Raw genomic sequence first — 14,046 nt, 5'->3', positions numbered from 1 at the left:
CCATGGCGCAGCGCTCCGACCTGAAGCTCGACCTCGGGCCCATCGACAAGGCGATGGAGGCCGGCGCGGTCAAGGGCCTGAAGGTCGCCTTGGAGCACCTCCTGCAGAAGTCGCGGGAGGAAGTACCGCACGAGGAAGGCACCCTCGAACGCTCCGGCACCGTCTCCGTGGACGAGGCCGAGCTGATCGGCGCAGTCTCCTACGACACCCCCTACGCCGTCCGACAACACGAGGACCTGTCCCTCCGCCACGACGAGGGCCGGAAGGCGAAGTACCTGGAGGATCCGGCCGTCGCCGAGCGCACCGTGATGGCCGAGCTGATCGCGGCCCAGATCCGGCGGATCCTCCGGTGAGCTGGACCACCAACATCCTCACCGAGGTCGCCGAACGACTCGCCGCGGCCAATGCCGGCGTGTGGCGCCCGTCCGGGCCGCCGTACACCGCGGCGGAGACCGCCATCACCCTCGGCCGCCTCCCCATCTCGCCGGACCGAGCCATCGCCCTGGCCGCGTACGGCGTCGACCAGTTCGCCGACGACCCGGTCAACACCGACGGCACCCAAGGCGTCCAGCTGCGCATCCGAGGCACCACCGACCCGCGCGTGGTGGACGACATCGCCGATGCCTGCTTCGACGCCCTCCAGGGCTGGCAGAACCCGGCGGCCGGGATCCTCCTGTGCACCCGCCGGATCAACGCCCCGATGGGCGTGGACGGCAATCAGCGGTGGGAGCGGGCCGACTCCTACCACCTGCTCGTACACCGGCCCACCAGCAACCGCCCCGGATAACCAGGGAGACCACATGACCACCCGTTCGCTCCTGGCCTCGGCCTGGGCCCTCGACGTCAACACCGGGACCTCCGGGTCGCCGGTGTGGACCCCGCTCAAGGGCATGACCAGCTTCAAGGAGACCATCGACACCACCCTCGAAGACGACAGCGACTTCGACTCCGAGGGCTGGGGCAGCGACGAGACAACCCAGCGCAAGTGGAAGCTGGAGACCGAGGGCAAGCGGAAGCGCGACGCCTCCAACGACGTGACCTTCGTCCCCGATCCCGGCCAGCAGTACGTCCTGGAGGCCGGCAACGCGGTCGGTGTCGGCTCCGACATCGAGATCCGCTACTACCGCCGCGACGGCGCCCCTGACGCCTGGCAGGGCCGGGTCAACGTCCAGTACGGCGGCGGTGGCGGGGGCGTCACCGCGCTGGAGCCCTTCAACGTCACGTTCGGCGGCAAGGGCAAGCGCACCCCCATCACCAACCCCGCAGCGTAAGGAAGGGCTACCGAGCCATGCCCAAGTTCCCCGAACTCGACGCCTCTCTCGGCGAACCTCTCGAACTGCCCGTACCGCTACCTGCATACGGCGATCGGCCTGCCGGACAGGTGAAGGTCTACTACGTGCCGCCCGTGGACGGGGAGACGTGGGAGTGGCTTGCCGCTCGCTTCGCCGCCGGCGGCGGCGACGACGACGAGCAGGTCGACGACAAGTCCGAGAAGACGATCTACCTGCGGTGCCTCTCGCAGGCCGTGTACGACCAGCTGTGGGCCGACAAGGCGGGCTGGGAGCAGATCCGCCGCTGTGGCCTGACTGCGCTCTCCTGGCATGTCCAGGGCGAGGAACAGGCGATGAAGGTGTGGGTGGGCGGACCCCCAAAAAAGAAGTCGACGTCGGAGACGGACGAGCCGACGGAGACCCCGGCGGAGGACCCGTCGACCCCGACACCGGGCTCCGAGAGTGGTACGACCCCGAGCCCGAGACGCCGGGCATCACGTGGGCAGACATCTTCGAACGGTGGGGGCTCGTCGAAGCCGACCTCCACCAGCTCTACGGCGTCGACCTTGGACAGCCCGGACTCCTTCGAGAGCGCACCGGCCACTGGCTGAGGGTCCGCGTGATCGGCCTCCTCACCGAACCCGGAACACGCCTGGTGCGCGCCCTGCGCGCACGCGACGAAACACGAGCCCCCGCCCGGCCGCGCGCGGATGAGACCAGCTTCGACGACTTCTGACCCGAGGAGGTGATCCTCGTGGCGCTCACCGTCGGCGAGCTCGTCGCCTATGCCCAGCTCGACCGCAAGGACTTCCAGCGCGGCACCAAGGACATCGCCTCGGACATGCGGTCCCTGCAGTCGTCCACCACCAGCTCCATGCAGTCCATGGAGTCGACCATGGCGCGATCGCTGAAGGAGATCGAACAGGCCATCGCCGACGGCCTCGACCCCGCCTCCGCGATCGCCGACCTGGACCGTCTCGAAGCCGCCCTGAACGCCTCCCTGGCCGACATGGACGCCGAGGCTGACCGGTTCGCCGCCGAGCTCGATGCCGCCATTGAGGAGGCGTTCGCCGACCTCGACGACGTCGCCCGGCGCGGCGGCCAGGACGCCGTGGACGGGCTCCGCGCGGGTCTGGACGGCGCCGACGACGTCGCCGAGCAGGCTGGCAAGGACGCGGGCGAGAAGCTGGCCGATGGCCTGGAGGACGGGCTGAAGGATGCCCCTCGTAAGGCGCGCGAGCACGGCCGCAAGAGCGGCAAGGAGTTCGGCGACGGCGTCGAGGACGGCGGGGGCGGCAAGGGCGGCGGCGGCCGGATGGCCGGCATCGGCTCCAACCTGCTCGGCGGCCTCAAAGCAGGTGCCATCGGGCTAGCAGCCGGCGCCGGTGCCGCGATCGGCGACAAGCTGATCGAGGGCATCCAGACAGCCCTAGAGCGCGCCGACCTGTTCGCCACCCTCGCGGTGAAGGTTGGGGCGTTCGGCAAGGAGTCCGAACGGCTCGGCCGACTGGCTGGCGAGATCTACGCCGACGCGTACGGCGAGAGCCTGGAGCAGGTTACCGATGCTCTGGCACGCGTGCTGCAGAACGTGGACGGTGCCGGCAAGCTCGGCGACAGCGCGCTGAAGGATATGACCTCCCAGGCGTTGGTCACCGGCAAGGTGATGGATGAGGACGTCGGCGCTGTCATCCGTGCTGTATCGCAGATGCTTCGTACTGGGCTGGCGAAGAATGCCGAACAGGCGTTCAACGTCCTCATTAGAGGCCAACAGGAAGGCGTCAACAAGTCGGAAGACTTGCTGGACTCGTTCAACGAGTACTCCACCATCTTCCGTGATTTCGGCATCGACGCCAGCGAGGCCCTCGGGCTGATGAGTCAAGGACTCAAAAGTGGTGCTCGGGACTCCGATGTGGTTGCGGACTCGCTCAAAGAGCTCAACGCGAAGATCAGGGATAAGTCTGCAGCTAAGGCTCTGAAAGAACTCGGCCTGAACGCTGACCAGGTCATGAAGGCCATCGCCAAGGGCGGCCCAGAAGGGCACAAGGCGCTCGACCTGATCCTCACGAAGTTTCGTGACATCAAGGATCCGGCAGAAAAAGCACAGATCGCGGCTGGGCTTTTCGGGACGAAGGCCGAGGATATGGCGAAGGCCATCAACGGCATCAACCTCGATACCGCGAAAAAGAGTGTCGGGGACTTCAAGGGCGCAGTCGACACCGCGTCCAAGACGCTCGGCGACACATCGAGCGCGGATGCTGACCGTTGGGCGCGCGGCTGGGAGGACACCCTCTCGACCGTGGGCGGGGCCGCTCTCGAAGTCATCAAGGCGAACTTCCCGTCCCCGGCCGATTGGGATGACAGCTGGGCAGAGGTCAGCGGCTGGTTCAGCGGCACCGTCGGCCCCTTCTTTGGCGACCTGTGGACGTCCGTCTCCGACACCACGGCGGAGATCTGGGACGGCATCGGTTCCTGGCTGAGCACGAAGGCGTCCGAGATCGCCGACTGGGTCGGCGAAACCCCCGGGAAGATCAAGGAGTTTTTCGTCTCGGGGTGGAACGACCTCAAGGCCAATACGTCAGAGGCGTGGGAGAACATCAAGTCCGGGATCTCTGAGAAGGCGAACGCGATCGTCTCGTGGCTGCAGTCCGTGCCCGGGAAGGTGCGGGACTTCTTTGTCTCTGGCTGGAACGACCTCAAGGCGCAAACCAGCACGTCTTGGGAGGGCATCAAGAGCAGCGCCACGAAGAAGGCGGACGAGCTCGTCGCCTGGCTGAAGGGCCTCCCCGCCAAGATTAAGGCGCTCTTCGCTGCAGCCGGCTCTTGGCTACTCCAGGCTGGCAAGGACCTGGTACAGGGGCTCATCAACGGCGTCCAATCCAAGATCCAAGACGCCGCCAATACCGTGACCGGGCTCGGCCGCTCCCTGATCGATGCCGCGAAGCGGGCGATCGACTCCCACTCGCCGTCGAAAGAGTTCGAGAAGATCGGCAAGTGGACGGTTGAGGGCCTCATCCTCGGCATCACCAAGGAAGAAGGCAACGTCAAGTCGACCATCGAGAAGATGGTGGAAATGGTGAAGGCGGCCTTCAAGTCCAAGCCGGACGTGGCCGACCACCTGCTCGACTTCATCAAGATGGGCAACAAGAACCTCGAAGACCTCGCGTTGCAGAGGGAAGCCCTGGTCAAACGGCTGGCGGAGGCAAAGGAGTACGCGAAGAAGGTCGCCGGGGACGCCAAGGAGTGGGCCAGCATCACCGGCCTGAAGACCGAAGACATCGCCGGAGCTGGCGACCTCGCCAACGAGCTGAAGTCGAAAGCGCACGCGATCAACGACTTCGCGAACAACATCAAGGAGCTGGCGCGGCGTGGCCTGAACAAGGCCACCATCCAGCAGATCATCGACGCCGGCGTCGAGAAGGGCTCGACCTGGGCCGAGATGCTGGTCGGCTCGGACGGCTCCGAGATCAAGGCGTTGAACAAGGCGCAGGCCGCCGTCGACAAGGCGTCCAAGAAGCTCGGAAAAGCCTCGGCTGACGCGATGTACGACACCGGCAAGCAAGCGGGCGCGGGCTACCTGAAGGGGCTGCAGGAGTCTCTGAAGGCGCTCGACAAGGAAATGAAGAAGATCGTTGACGCCTTGGTGAAGGCGATCAAGAAAGAACTCAAGATCAAGTCGCCGTCGCAGGTGATGGCGGACATCGGCCAGCAGACCATCGACGGGCTCGCGGTCGGCATGAGCGATGCCGCGTCCAGCGCCGTCGCCGCCATGCAGGACGTCGCCAACCAGGTCATCTCCAAGGCGGCTGGCAGCCTGGGCGCCTTCGGCATGGTCGGCGGAAGCCAGCCTGGCGCGGCGCCGATGGCCATGGTCAACGGCAAGGTCGGCGCGACCGCCGGCACCGGCCTGCAGGGGTACACACCTCAACCGGCCCAACCGGGTGGGGGCGGGGTAGTCGTCCAGGTCGACATGTCCGGCAGCACCATCCAGGAGAAGGCCGACATCCCCGAACTGGCGACGGAGATGGGCTACAAGGTCCTCGCCACCATCTAACCCACCTCGAACGAAGGGCGGTTCCGGCATGCCCGGAAACGATGGCGGACTGTCGTTCGCCGAGAAGATCAAGACGTTGCAGTTCGCGACGGGCCGGTCCCGGCCGGTCCGCCGCGAACCGCTCGACGACAGCGGCCGGCGGACCAAGGTGGTCACCGAGCTGACCGAGTCCGGATGCATCGCCACCACCCGCAACCGCACCTCAGATCGGGGCGAGCACCAGGACGTGCACATCCAAGCCCCACTCCTGACCGCCAAGGGAGTGGTGACCCAGTGACCTCGCGCAGGATGGCGCGCGCGCTGCGCGCTGAGGCCGAACTGCTGGACGCTTGCGGCGACCAGCAGGAAGCCCTCCAGGCCGCCAAGGCGGCGTTCGAGGAGGATCCGACAGAGGAGACGCTCGCCGCCCGTCGGGAGGCGATGGCCGAGATGCGCCGGTTCCGCGCATGGCTGCGCGCCGCAGCCCGCGTCCGGGATCTGCGGGAGGTGCTGCGCACCGGCCTCGACTCCAAGGGCCAGCCGATCAGCACAGAGGTACGCGCGGCGGCCGAGCAGGAGATCGAGCGGCTCGTCGCCGAGCATGGCGAGCCCCTGGCCGGCCAGCAGGGGCCGCCGCCCGACCCCGGCGACGCGGCCGTCCATGTCCAGCCCGTGCGCGGCCGAGGCCGCACGATGCGTCCCGGGGGTGCCTGATGTCGTGGTCCGCCAGCGGCCTGTTCGTGGCCACCCACGTAGACCAGTGGGACGCCTCCAACCTGGGGATCAACCTGGACGCGGAGGACAGCAAGTTCGCGCTGTGGGGGTCGGCGGTGACGCCGAACTACACCACGGACATGGCCTACGGCAGCGCGCCGTGGAACGCCGGCGAATCCTCCGGTACTGGCTACACCGCGGGCGGCCCCACCCTGGCCAACACCACCATCACTGGCGCCTCCGGCAGCATGACGTTCGACGCCGACAACGTGCAGCTCAACAACAGCACGATCATCGCCGAGGGCGGCGTCCACTACTTCCCCACCAAGTCCAACCGGCTGTTCCTCGCCGTCTGGTTCGGCGCGCCGAAAGAGACGCAAGACGGGACCTTTTTGATCACGTGGCATGCCAGCGGTATCGCCGTGCTCGACTGCACCCCGTAGGAGGCTGCCATGGCTACCGGCTCAATCCCGCTCGCGATCGGCGCGGCCATCCTCCCGGACGGCAGCGCCAGCAACGCCGCCCCAGCGATGCAGCGCGTCAAAAGCTCAGCGACTGCCCCGGCCCCGTACTTCCTGCAGCTGGCATACGACGCCGCCACGCGCGAGCAGGTGACGTGGTCGCTGCGGATGCCCTCCGACTACGGCAGCACGCCGGTGCTGAAGGTGCAGTGCAAGACGGCCGCCACGTCCGGCAACACGATCTTCGAGGGCAGGATCGCGGCCGTCACCCCGGCCGACGCGATCGACGTCAACACCAAGGCGTTCGCCGCCGCCAACACCTCCAGCGCGACCGCGGTCCCGGCGTCGGCCCGCCGCCTGTTCGAGATCAGCATCACCCTCACCAACGCCGACTCGCTGGCCGCCGGCGACCTGGTGATCGTCTACCTGGCGCGGGACGCCGCGAACGCCTCCGACACGGTCGACGCCACCGACATCGAAGTCGTCGCAGTCACCCTCGAATACACCACCGCGTAGAAGGGGGTGACGCGTGGCCAGGACGTTCGACGGGACCGACGACAGCCTCGGGGTAGCAGTCGGCGGGTTGTCGGGGCAGACCACGGCGGGCTCGTTCGTGGCGGTGCTGCGCCGCAACAACAACGCCACCTTGACGACCGCGATCAACTCGTTCGCGACCGCCACCCGCGTGGTGGAGCTCGCGATCGTCAACACCACGAACGTGTTGAGATTGCGCAACGCGTCCGGTGGCGGAAGCTCCACGTTCACCGTCACCACCTCGGACGGGTGGGTGCTGGTCGCCGCGACCAAAGCCGTCGGCACGACGACGCCGAGGATGCACAAGTACGTGTACTCCACCAACACGTGGACGCACGAGAACGGGTCGGCGAGCTTCGCCGACTCCGGGCCCGCCATCACGACCTGGTTCATGGGCAGCCAAAGCGACTGCGATCTGGCCGCGGTCGCCGCCTGGGACCGGGTGCTGTCCGACTCCGAGATCGAGAGCCTGGCCCACTCGCTGATGAGCTGGCCGGTGACGGCGCCGCAGGGCATGTGGGTGCTCGACCAGGCCGACACCACGCAGACGGTGCCGGACTGGACGGGGCGGGGCGGCCAGCAGTCCAGCATCACCGGCACCGCCGTCGCCACCAGCAGCGCGCCGATCGGGTACGGCGCACCGGTCCGGATCACCCCGCACACGTCGGTGCCCGCCAACGTCAACGCCAGCGTGCTGGCGACGGCGTGGGCGGTCCCGGCCCCGGGCATCAGCCGCGGCTTGAACGCCAAGCCTGCCGCAGTCCTGGCGAGCTGGGGACTGCCGACCCCGGACATCTTCGTCGGGTCGTCGCCGCCGACGAACGTCCAGCCCAACCTGGTATCGGCCTCGTGGAGCGTGCTGGCGCCGACCGTGGTGACGCACAAGAACGTCAACCTCGCCCCGGCGCCGCTGGTCGTCCCGTGGACGCTGCCCGCGCCTGTGATCAGCGTGCCGGTCAATCCGGGCGACGACCTCGACGGGCCCGGACAGATCAGTTACAACGGGTTCCGGATCGGGTCCGGCACCATCTACCGGTTGAACAGCCTGGTCGGAGCCGACATCGACATGCCGGATTTGGACGATGGGGATGTCGACAACCCCGCCTCAGACGGAGCGATGCCCGGCGAAAAGTACAGTCTGCCGAGGCACATCATCTTCTCTGGCAAGGTGTCCGTCCCCCGCGACGAGATGCGGGCAGCGATGGAAGCGTGGCGGCAGGGCCTGCCCAAACCGCGCGCGGACGAACAACTGCCCATCGCGATGCAGATCCTGGACCGTATCTACATCGCCTACGGGGTAGCGATCCGCCGCACCCCGGGCGAGATCGACAAGAACTACCGGCTCGGCTTCACCAGCAAGCTCCTGGCCCAGTTCAAGTGCGCGGACCCGCGCCTGTACTCGCGCGAGCTCGGCAACGCCACCATCTCCGACAGGGCCACGGTGGAGGTCGCCAACTTCGGCAACGCCGACACACCCAGGTTCGAGCTCCGCGCTCCGGGCCCTGCGACGACGCCGCTGTTCGAGATCGCGCAGACCCTGCCCGACGGGTCCCTGGACGTCAAGGTCGTCGAGTTCAACCTCACCGTGCCCGCTGGCAAGCAGCTCGTGGTCGACGTGTTCCTCGGCACCGCGACGATCGACGGCGCCTCCCAGATGCGCCACCTGACCGGCGCCAGCATCGGCGTCCCCGACTTCGTGCTCGGGCCCGGCTTCACCTCGCTCACCTACGAGACCGCGGGCGGCAGCGCGCCGCCGGCGACCGCGCTGTGGCGGCACGCCTGGCAGTAACCGGAAGGGGGTGAGCGCGATGGCGGCCACCCCGCTCACTCCGAAGACCGCGATCGGCCCGAACGGCGGCCCGTTCACCGTCCCGGCGCCGGCCGGGATGACGCCGCGGCACGCGCTGCTGGCGTTCATCGTGGTTGACTCGGGCGGGATCGCCAACATCACCGGCGGCGGAACGTGGCAGCGGCTCGGCCACGTCGAGGGGCCCACCACACACCTGTCCGCGGTGGACGTGTGGTGGCGGATGGCGACCGCATCCGAGCCGACCACGTACACGGTCACGCAGGGCTCAGGCGCGGACGGTGCCGTCGTCATCGTCCCTGTCGCCAACGCCGCCTCCACACCGCCCAAAGTCGTGGAGGGGGCGCTGTTCTCCAACAGCGTGGCCGTCGTCACCCCCGGCATCACGCCGAACAGCCCTTCGGGCGCGGAGATCCGGTTCGCCGCCGGTATCCCCAACCACGCGACGGTGAGCTGGTCGAACCCGCTCTCCTTCGTTGAGTTGGCCGACATCCAGTCCGCCGACAACGTGTCCGGCGCGGTGTGCTGGCGGCCCGTCACCTCGACCGCGGCCGTCGGCTCGGTCGCCCACATCGTGTCGGGCGCGACCCTCACCTACGGGGCGGGCCTGACGGTCATCGTCGCGTCCGGCGCGGAGCACGAGACACCGACCCCGCCGTCGTTTCCCGCTTTCACCCCCGCCAAGGGCACGACCCGCTGGCGGTACACCGTGCACGACCTACTCACCGGCAGCTACTTCGGAGACATCTACCCGCGCGACCCGAGTCTGGACGACCGGATTGGCGAGCCGGGCCAGTTCTCCGCGCAGCTTCCGATCCCGAACCGCGGCATCGCGGCCAGGTACAACGAGATCTTCCCCGCCGACATCGCTGACTTGTCCGCAGGGCCCGGCCGGCTGGTGGTGCATCCGTGGCGCAACGGCGTGCTGTATCCGATCTACTGGCTGCACACCGCCGTCACCGAGCAGACCGCCCGCCAGGGCGTCGTCATGAACCTCCAGGGCTGCACGCTGGACGGCTACCTCGCCCAGGTGTGCCTCACCTCGCCGTTCTTCGCGGGAGGCGACCAGCTCACGGCCGCAGGACAACTTGTCCTGGACATGCAGTCCAACCCGGCCAGCAACATTGGCCTCACCGTCCAGGCCGGCACGTCCGGCGTCGCGCGGAACCTGGAGGGCAAGGTCGACGACAGGTACGGCGACCTGCTACAGAACTTCGCCAGGAGCGAGGTCGGCTTCGAGTACGTGGTCAACAACCGGGTGTCGGGCGGCTCCATCTTCCGGAATCTGGAGTTCGGCGCACCCCGCATCGACTTCCCCGACGTTCAGCACGTCTTCACTCAAGCGCGGCAGGGCGTCGCCGGCGACATCACCGGCTGGCGCGAAGAGCGGTCTGCCATGCGAGGGGCGACCCGGTGGGGGATCGTGGGCGGCACCCCGTCGGAGGACGGGTCCGTGGCCGGGACCCCGGTCCGATCCACGCTGATCACGACGCCGCACATTGCCGCCGGGTGGCCGATCATCGATCGGCGACTCCAGCACCCCACCCAGTCGACGAATGCCACGACGTTGCAGCAGTACGCCCAGTACTGGGCAGCACGCGCCCCGGGCGCCCCGCGAGTGTTCTCAGCCGACGTGATCCTCGGCAAGGGGACCACGCTCGGCCCCACCAGCCTGGGCGAGTATGTGCGGTTCATCCTCAACAACCCGCGCTACCCGATCACCTCATCCGGCGGTGCCTCGTTCAACGTGGCCCAGCGGCTGATCGGCTGGCAGATCACCCCCGCGCAGCGCCGCTCCGGCAAAGACCGGGCCAAGCTGATCACTGCCCAGGAGGCCGCCGAATGACGTCCCGATTCGACCCGATGCCCACCGACCAGAACCGGCTGTTCCGCGAACTGGAGAAGCGGGTGGAGGCCCTCGAAGCCCGCGCCGGGATCCGCGCGCCGATCACCGAACTCTCGCAGGGCGTCACATTGCGCGGCATGGCCGCGCCTGACACCTCGGGTATGCCCGCAACGGACGGAAAAATCTACTTCAAAGGTGGCCGACTCACCGCGCGGCCTGGCGGCAACGGCAGCGAAGTCCAGCTCAGACCGCCGGTCACGATCGGCGACCCGGGAGACGTCACCGCAGGCGACGCTGGCTCCACCTACAGCAGCTTCGAGCAGGCGCTCATGAACCAGACCAAGTCGAGGTTCAACGCGCTCCTGTCGACGATGCGGCTGAACGGCCTCATCGTCTAACCCCATTCGTGCCGTCCCGCTGCTGAGGGTGCGGGCGGGACGGCACCCCAATCCACTGCTCGCGACGACATGTTGGAGGTTGCCGCGTGCGATCCCGCCTGACCGCGCTGAGACGCCGCGTGGGGCACCGAGGAGCGTTCCTGCTCGGACTGTCCGCGCTCGACGTCGCGTCCGCCTACCGGCTGGCCTGGCCCGAACCGGCGGCTGTAGGAACCCCCTCGTACGTATACCTGGCGTCTTTGGCGCCGCTATGGCTTTGGGCGGTCATCTGGGCTGCCGTCGCCGCGCTGGCAGCTGTGCAGGCGTTCTCTGCCCACGACGCCCTCGCCTACGGCGCCGCCATGGTGCTGAAAGTGGTGTGGGCGTCGGTCTACCTGTACGGCTGGCTTGTCCACGACCTGGCCAACGGCTACTTCTCCGTCGCGATCTGGGTGTTCGCGGCATGGATGGTGTACATCGTCGCAACCTGGCCCGAGCCGACTCATGAGGCGGAGGTGCAGGGTTGATCAGCGGCTTTGTCATTGCGCTCGCAGAGGACGAGGGGTGGACGGCCGCGAACTGGACGACCCTGCTGGGCGCGGTCTTCGCCGTGGTGTCCGCTGCTGTCACAGGGCTGCTCGCCTACCGGGCGTCGGTCCGATCCAATCGGGACAAGATCGACGCCGACGAGCGGGCCGCCGAACGCGCAGAAGACCAGCGCCGGCGCGAACTGCAGGACGAGACGATCGCTGCCCTACGTGCGCACCTCGAAGGCATCATCACTCGACTGACCGAAGAGGTCGAATTCGCCCGCAAGGAGACAGCGCGGTTGCGTGACCAGGTCAACCAGGAGCAGTCCGTCTCCGACACCCTCCGCAACCGCGTACGGGATCTGGAAGACCGGATTCACGAGATGGGGCAAACCATCGCCGACCTGAGACGCCAACTGATCGCCGAAGAGGCCGCGGACGCCCTGAACATGGCCATGCCTTCTGCTGCCGGAGAGGATCCGAGATGACCGAACAGCTACCCGAGCCGGTGCAGCCCCCGCCTCTCAACCGCGCCGAGCCCACCCCGGGCGACGGCGACCAGGACGTCTCTCAGAGCCCTGATGTCGCCTACGAGAGCGAGGTGGACGATGACGACCGCCAGTAACGTCCTCGCCATCGCCCGCCGGGAACTCGGAACGAGGGGGCGCGCGGACGGCACATCGAAGTACGGCGCCTGGTACGAGCGGGCCAAGCCCGCTCCCGGCTTCGCGGCCGGGGCTTGGTGCCAGATGTTCCTGTCCTGGTGCGCCAACGAGGCCGGCATCCCGGAGTCGGCGTTCCCGCGCATGGCCTACACGCCGTACGCGGTGGCCTGGTTCAGGCAGCGCGGACGGTGGGGGAAGACGCCGAAGGTTGGCGCCCTCGTCTACTTCAACTTCCCCGGCGGCGACGCCGTCGACCATGTCGAGATCGTCGAAGCGGTCCGAAAGGACGGCTCAATCGTCACCATCGGCGGCAACGTGGCCAACCGCGTTACCCGCTCGGTGCGCCGCTCGAACATCGCAGGCTACGGCTACCCGGCCTACTCCGAACCCGAGCCTGCCAAGGCTAAGCCTGAACCGAACTGGACGGAGGCCCTCGTGAAGAAGCTCCCCACACTGCGTAAGGGCGACCACGGCTGGCACGTGAAGACGCTCACCTACCTGCTGGTGGCCCGTGACTTCGCTATCGACACCGAGGCGATCGACGACACCGTGTTCACGGCCTACCACGAGCAGGGCGTCAAGGGCCTTCAGGACGCCGCGGGCATCGAGGTTGACGGGATCGTCGGCCCTCAGACGTGGCCCGTGCTGCTGAAGATCGCATGAGCGACGGCCTGGCCATGCGCCAGTGGCCGTACCGGATCATCCTGCCGCGGCATCCCGAGCCCGCGGAGGAGAGCACGCCGATCGAGCGCGTGCCGGGCCTCATCGACGAGGCCAACTGACGAGCCTCTGAGGCTCACCCAGAGCGTCCCCGCACGGCGGTGGGCGCTCTCTTCGTATTCACCTCATCGAGGAGCATCCTCAAAATGCGCATCACCAAGAGCGCGATCGTCCTGTCCGCTCTCGTCATCGGCCTGGGCGTCACTGGCGCCGCGTCGGCGAGCACCGCCGTGCCGGCTAAGCCGAAGAGCTACGGCGTCTGCATCAACGCCAAGACCGGCGCGCTGCGGCTGCTGGAGCCGCTGGCCCTGCGCCGCAGCCAGTACGGCAAGTGCAAGGCGGGCGAGCGGAAGGTGAAGCTGCCGACCCTCAGCGCCATCCCGATCGTCCCGCCGCCGCCCTCGACCGTTGTCTACAAGCGCGGCACCGCTGTCGAGACGTGCACCAAGACCACGGACACGGTGCTGACCTACGAGTGCAAGACCGCGCCCGTCCCGACTCCGACCCCCACCCCTGCGTCCTGAGGAGGGCGACATGAACGTAGGCAAGTACGCGAAGACGGTCGTGGCCGCGCTGTTCGCCGCCGTGGTCGTCGGCAAGTCCGCTGTCACCGATGGTGTGATCTCTCCTCAGGAGTGGATCGACATCACGCTGGCGGTGCTCACGTCGCTCGGCGTGTGGGCGGTGCCGAACGCCCGGCGGTCCGAGGATCTGCCGCGATAGCTGGGGTCCGCTGAGCCAGCGTTAGCCCAGACGATCTCCCGCCTTCCTTCCCTCCACGAGGGGAGGAAGGCGGGCTTTCTTGTGTTCGCGCCCTTGACGACTCCGACACACTGACGGACGATCGGCCCGAGTCGAGAAATTTCGAGCAATCCCGATCAAGGAGCGGCCATGCGCCTGCGATTCCTCGGCACCAACAGCGAGCAAGGCACCTGTCCCGCCGTCTACGAGACTGACAGGGGCACCATCGCTGTACAGGGAAAGATCGTGACCGATCGCACAGCCCTTGGAGATGCGGTTAACCTGGCCGACGACGAGACCATCGTCGAGATTCCCAAGGAGCTCTTGCCCTACTTCCCCCAGGGGTGACC

The 14,046-nt window shown here is 67.8% G+C and carries 20 protein-coding genes; all 20 read left to right on the top strand.

The annotated features are described in order from the left end of the window. Positions 1 to 2 precede the first annotated feature (2 nt). The 20 genes from ACFYUV_RS04005 (at position 3) to ACFYUV_RS03910 (ending at position 14,044) form a co-directional block, all read left to right on the top strand. Entirely contained in the window at positions 3 to 353 is a 351-nt protein-coding gene (locus tag ACFYUV_RS04005) for a hypothetical protein (RefSeq protein WP_387664590.1), read from the top strand. Then, positions 350 to 787, top strand: coding sequence for a minor capsid protein (locus ACFYUV_RS04000; protein WP_387664587.1), 438 nt, complete (start codon positions 350 to 352; stop codon positions 785 to 787). The genes ACFYUV_RS04005 and ACFYUV_RS04000 overlap by 4 nt, the downstream gene beginning before the upstream one ends. Before the next feature lie 13 nt (positions 788 to 800). After that, positions 801 to 1,271 (top strand): phage tail tube protein, encoded by a 471-nt coding sequence (locus ACFYUV_RS03995; protein ID WP_387664584.1) that lies wholly within the window; start codon positions 801 to 803, stop codon positions 1,269 to 1,271. Between the two features lie 17 nt (positions 1,272 to 1,288). Continuing rightward, positions 1,289 to 1,882: a hypothetical protein gene (locus ACFYUV_RS03990; protein WP_387664581.1), complete on the top strand. Its 594-nt coding sequence runs from the start codon at positions 1,289 to 1,291 to the stop codon at positions 1,880 to 1,882. Positions 1,883 to 2,025: 143 nt separating this feature from the next. Further along, entirely contained in the window at positions 2,026 to 5,322 is a 3,297-nt protein-coding gene (locus ACFYUV_RS03985) for a phage tail tape measure protein (protein ID WP_387664579.1), read from the top strand. Positions 5,323 to 5,350: 28 nt separating this feature from the next. Continuing rightward, positions 5,351 to 5,599, top strand: coding sequence for a hypothetical protein (locus tag ACFYUV_RS03980; protein ID WP_387664577.1), 249 nt, complete (start codon positions 5,351 to 5,353; stop codon positions 5,597 to 5,599). Continuing rightward, on the top strand, positions 5,596 to 6,015 hold the full coding sequence (locus ACFYUV_RS03975; RefSeq protein WP_387664575.1) for a hypothetical protein: 420 nt from the start codon (positions 5,596 to 5,598) through the stop codon (positions 6,013 to 6,015). The genes ACFYUV_RS03980 and ACFYUV_RS03975 overlap by 4 nt, the downstream gene beginning before the upstream one ends. Continuing rightward, complete coding sequence (locus ACFYUV_RS03970; protein ID WP_387664572.1) at positions 6,015 to 6,458, top strand: hypothetical protein; 444 nt, start codon at positions 6,015 to 6,017, stop codon at positions 6,456 to 6,458. The genes ACFYUV_RS03975 and ACFYUV_RS03970 overlap by 1 nt, the downstream gene beginning before the upstream one ends. A 9-nt stretch (positions 6,459 to 6,467) precedes the next feature. Further along, positions 6,468 to 6,992: a hypothetical protein gene (locus tag ACFYUV_RS03965; RefSeq protein WP_387664569.1), complete on the top strand. Its 525-nt coding sequence runs from the start codon at positions 6,468 to 6,470 to the stop codon at positions 6,990 to 6,992. Positions 6,993 to 7,005: 13 nt separating this feature from the next. Further along, positions 7,006 to 8,799: a hypothetical protein gene (locus ACFYUV_RS03960; protein ID WP_387664567.1), complete on the top strand. Its 1,794-nt coding sequence runs from the start codon at positions 7,006 to 7,008 to the stop codon at positions 8,797 to 8,799. A 10-nt stretch (positions 8,800 to 8,809) separates the two neighbouring features. Further along, positions 8,810 to 10,663, top strand: coding sequence for a hypothetical protein (locus tag ACFYUV_RS03955; RefSeq protein ID WP_387664565.1), 1,854 nt, complete (start codon positions 8,810 to 8,812; stop codon positions 10,661 to 10,663). Next, the gene (locus ACFYUV_RS03950) at positions 10,660 to 11,061 is read left to right on the top strand and encodes a hypothetical protein (protein ID WP_387664563.1); all 402 of its coding nucleotides are present in this window, start codon (positions 10,660 to 10,662) and stop codon (positions 11,059 to 11,061) included. The genes ACFYUV_RS03955 and ACFYUV_RS03950 overlap by 4 nt, the downstream gene beginning before the upstream one ends. Positions 11,062 to 11,147: 86 nt before the next feature. Beyond that, the gene (locus tag ACFYUV_RS03945; protein ID WP_387664560.1) at positions 11,148 to 11,567 is read left to right on the top strand and encodes a hypothetical protein; all 420 of its coding nucleotides are present in this window, start codon (positions 11,148 to 11,150) and stop codon (positions 11,565 to 11,567) included. Further along, positions 11,564 to 12,058 carry a hypothetical protein gene (locus ACFYUV_RS03940; protein WP_387664558.1) on the top strand — a complete coding sequence of 165 codons (495 nt, stop codon included), beginning with the start codon at positions 11,564 to 11,566 and terminating at the stop codon, positions 12,056 to 12,058. The genes ACFYUV_RS03945 and ACFYUV_RS03940 overlap by 4 nt, the downstream gene beginning before the upstream one ends. Continuing rightward, positions 12,055 to 12,195, top strand: coding sequence for a hypothetical protein (locus ACFYUV_RS03935; protein WP_387664556.1), 141 nt, complete (start codon positions 12,055 to 12,057; stop codon positions 12,193 to 12,195). Before ACFYUV_RS03940 ends, ACFYUV_RS03935 begins: the two co-directional genes overlap by 4 nt. Beyond that, positions 12,179 to 12,898, top strand: a complete 720-nt coding sequence (locus ACFYUV_RS03930; protein WP_387664554.1) for a CHAP domain-containing protein — start codon at positions 12,179 to 12,181, stop codon at positions 12,896 to 12,898. Before ACFYUV_RS03935 ends, ACFYUV_RS03930 begins: the two co-directional genes overlap by 17 nt. Next, the gene (locus tag ACFYUV_RS03925; protein ID WP_387664552.1) at positions 12,895 to 13,017 is read left to right on the top strand and encodes a hypothetical protein; all 123 of its coding nucleotides are present in this window, start codon (positions 12,895 to 12,897) and stop codon (positions 13,015 to 13,017) included. Before ACFYUV_RS03930 ends, ACFYUV_RS03925 begins: the two co-directional genes overlap by 4 nt. Before the next feature lie 84 nt (positions 13,018 to 13,101). Then, positions 13,102 to 13,479, top strand: a complete 378-nt coding sequence (locus ACFYUV_RS03920) for a hypothetical protein (RefSeq protein ID WP_387664549.1) — start codon at positions 13,102 to 13,104, stop codon at positions 13,477 to 13,479. A gap of 10 nt (positions 13,480 to 13,489) precedes the next feature. Then, positions 13,490 to 13,678 (top strand): hypothetical protein, encoded by a 189-nt coding sequence (locus ACFYUV_RS03915; protein ID WP_387664547.1) that lies wholly within the window; start codon positions 13,490 to 13,492, stop codon positions 13,676 to 13,678. A 168-nt stretch (positions 13,679 to 13,846) separates the two neighbouring features. Beyond that, positions 13,847 to 14,044 (top strand): hypothetical protein, encoded by a 198-nt coding sequence (locus tag ACFYUV_RS03910; RefSeq protein WP_387664545.1) that lies wholly within the window; start codon positions 13,847 to 13,849, stop codon positions 14,042 to 14,044. Positions 14,045 to 14,046: the final 2 nt, after the last annotated feature.

The sequence above is a fragment of the Nonomuraea sp. NPDC003560 genome (genome assembly GCF_042878785.1).
GTDB lineage: Bacteria > Actinomycetota > Actinomycetes > Streptosporangiales > Streptosporangiaceae > Nonomuraea.
This window is presented reverse-complemented; position numbering and strand designations above follow the sequence as displayed.

What these genes read in the sequence shown, in the direction of transcription:
- ACFYUV_RS03915 (WP_387664547.1), top strand. Translation starts at nt 13,490, where the DNA reads ATGAACGTAGGCAAGTACGCGAAGACGGTCGTGGCCGCGCTGTTCGCC.
- ACFYUV_RS03925 (WP_387664552.1), top strand. Translation starts at nt 12,895, where the DNA reads ATGAGCGACGGCCTGGCCATGCGCCAGTGGCCGTACCGGATCATCCTG.
- ACFYUV_RS03990 (WP_387664581.1), top strand. Translation starts at nt 1,289, where the DNA reads ATGCCCAAGTTCCCCGAACTCGACGCCTCTCTCGGCGAACCTCTCGAA.
- ACFYUV_RS03995 (WP_387664584.1), top strand. Translation starts at nt 801, where the DNA reads ATGACCACCCGTTCGCTCCTGGCCTCGGCCTGGGCCCTCGACGTCAAC.
- ACFYUV_RS03965 (WP_387664569.1), top strand. Translation starts at nt 6,468, where the DNA reads ATGGCTACCGGCTCAATCCCGCTCGCGATCGGCGCGGCCATCCTCCCG.
- ACFYUV_RS03910 (WP_387664545.1), top strand. Translation starts at nt 13,847, where the DNA reads ATGCGCCTGCGATTCCTCGGCACCAACAGCGAGCAAGGCACCTGTCCC.
- ACFYUV_RS03935 (WP_387664556.1), top strand. Translation starts at nt 12,055, where the DNA reads ATGACCGAACAGCTACCCGAGCCGGTGCAGCCCCCGCCTCTCAACCGC.
- ACFYUV_RS03950 (WP_387664563.1), top strand. Translation starts at nt 10,660, where the DNA reads ATGACGTCCCGATTCGACCCGATGCCCACCGACCAGAACCGGCTGTTC.
- ACFYUV_RS04005 (WP_387664590.1), top strand. Translation starts at nt 3, where the DNA reads ATGGCGCAGCGCTCCGACCTGAAGCTCGACCTCGGGCCCATCGACAAG.
- ACFYUV_RS03970 (WP_387664572.1), top strand. Translation starts at nt 6,015, where the DNA reads ATGTCGTGGTCCGCCAGCGGCCTGTTCGTGGCCACCCACGTAGACCAG.
- ACFYUV_RS03980 (WP_387664577.1), top strand. Translation starts at nt 5,351, where the DNA reads ATGCCCGGAAACGATGGCGGACTGTCGTTCGCCGAGAAGATCAAGACG.
- ACFYUV_RS03930 (WP_387664554.1), top strand. Translation starts at nt 12,179, where the DNA reads ATGACGACCGCCAGTAACGTCCTCGCCATCGCCCGCCGGGAACTCGGA.
- ACFYUV_RS03920 (WP_387664549.1), top strand. Translation starts at nt 13,102, where the DNA reads ATGCGCATCACCAAGAGCGCGATCGTCCTGTCCGCTCTCGTCATCGGC.